The 1,564-nt window shown below is 47.1% G+C and carries 2 protein-coding genes; both read right to left on the bottom strand.

All coding sequences use genetic code 11. The annotated features are described in order from the left end of the window. Positions 1-1,235, bottom strand: a 1,235-nt coding sequence (locus WBV75_RS10560) for a tetratricopeptide repeat protein (RefSeq protein WP_424120576.1), incomplete at its 3' end; no start/stop codon positions are given. A gap of 38 nt (positions 1,236-1,273) precedes the next feature. Continuing rightward, positions 1,274-1,564, bottom strand: a 291-nt coding sequence (locus WBV75_RS10555) for a hypothetical protein (RefSeq protein ID WP_424120575.1), incomplete at its 5' end; no start/stop codon positions are given.

Raw genomic sequence — 1,564 nt, 5'->3', positions numbered from 1 at the left:
TTTAACAGGTCATCCGAACGCGCTTTTTCTTTTTCGATCACATCACGGGTCCTCCGGATATATTTATACCGCCTGAACAGGCCATAGGCCAGGGCAAGGGCAAAAATGACTATTCCCAGGGCGATATATAGCGCGACATCCTGCCGCCTCTCCCGCAATTCGCTGATTTCTGCTTCTTTCTCTAACAGGTTGACTTCGGATTGTTTTTGGTCGACCTCAAAGTTGGTCCGGAGCCGGGCCATTTGCTGTACTAATCCGATATTGCTAAGGCTGTCTTTATAGGTGGTGTAATCCTTATAGTATTTCAGGGACTTCCCGGGGTCACCCAATAATTCATACAATTTGGAAAGCTGTAGATTGGCGTCCCGGATCTGTTCCTTTAAACCGTATGTAACGGCGATGTCCAAACTTTTTTCGGAATGTTTTATGGCCGTTCGATAATCCCCTTTTTCCTCGTAGATATCTGAAACAAAAGGCAGGAAGGCAGAAACTCCATAGTAATCCCCTTCTGCTTCCAGAATCACAAGGCATTCATTTAATTTTTCAAGGGCTGCATCGGGTTTTCCCTGTTTCCCATAAACCATACCCAGGGATCCCAAATAATAACCTGTTCCAAGACGAAATTCCAGGGCCTCAAAAATAGGACCTGCTTCCTCGAAGTACATCAGGGCAGAATCCAGTTGCCCCATGCTATAATAAAAATCCCCGGCATTGGCCAGCCCTGTGGAGAGGGAGAGGGAGTCGTCCGTTTGGCGAAGCAATGCAATGGCCCGGTGATAGTATTCCCTGGCATTGCCATTATTTTTATTCAACGAGTACGTATCGGCAATGGTTACATATACGCTGCCAAGTGCGCCTTCGTTCCCACTTTCATCCGCATAGTTGGCCGCTTCAAAATAGTTTTCCAGGGCATCTAGCGGATTCCCAAGCCGGGCAAGGCCATTTCCTTTTTGAAGGTAGCCCTGAAACAACCTTTGGGTGGAATCCTGTCGTTTCGCAACCTCAATAAAGGCCTCACTATAGCTGAGTACCTTTTGAGGATCCTGAAGATGTATCAATAGGGAATTCAGTGTCTCCAGGCTGTCCGTGGATGCAAAGTTGCCTTGCAGGTAAACCTGTTCGAGACTGTCGACGTTCACGGGCTGTTGGGCGAACCCCTGGAAGTTACCAAAAAACAAGGCCCCAAAAAGGACCATTGAATATTTCCTTAAGATCCTGGAGTCTTTATGATTCATAAATGCCTTGAAAATAGTTGGAAATGGTTAGACTTATATTATTGGCCAACCACCCTTATCTTTGGATCAATATTAAAGGTACCCCTTTTTCTACTGCCATTGATATACACCCTGAATTGAATCTTGTATTTATAAACGGTTCCTGCTTCGGTCCTGTAGCGGATGGTCCCGCGAACTTCACCATTCTCCCCCCCAAGGCGGTTGGAACCAAAAATGTCCCTGCCCCCTTGATTCCCCTGATGGTTGATGGCCCGAATCTCGACGGTATGATCCGGGGATGAGGTGGAGACCCCCCTCCAGACAATGGTATCGCCCAGATTGGCATCAAT

Source organism: Robiginitalea sp. (assembly GCF_049588695.1).
Classification (GTDB): Bacteria; Bacteroidota; Bacteroidia; order Flavobacteriales; family Flavobacteriaceae; genus Robiginitalea.
The sequence above is the reverse complement of the archived record's forward strand: the minus strand, read 5'-3'. Positions and strand labels throughout refer to the sequence as shown.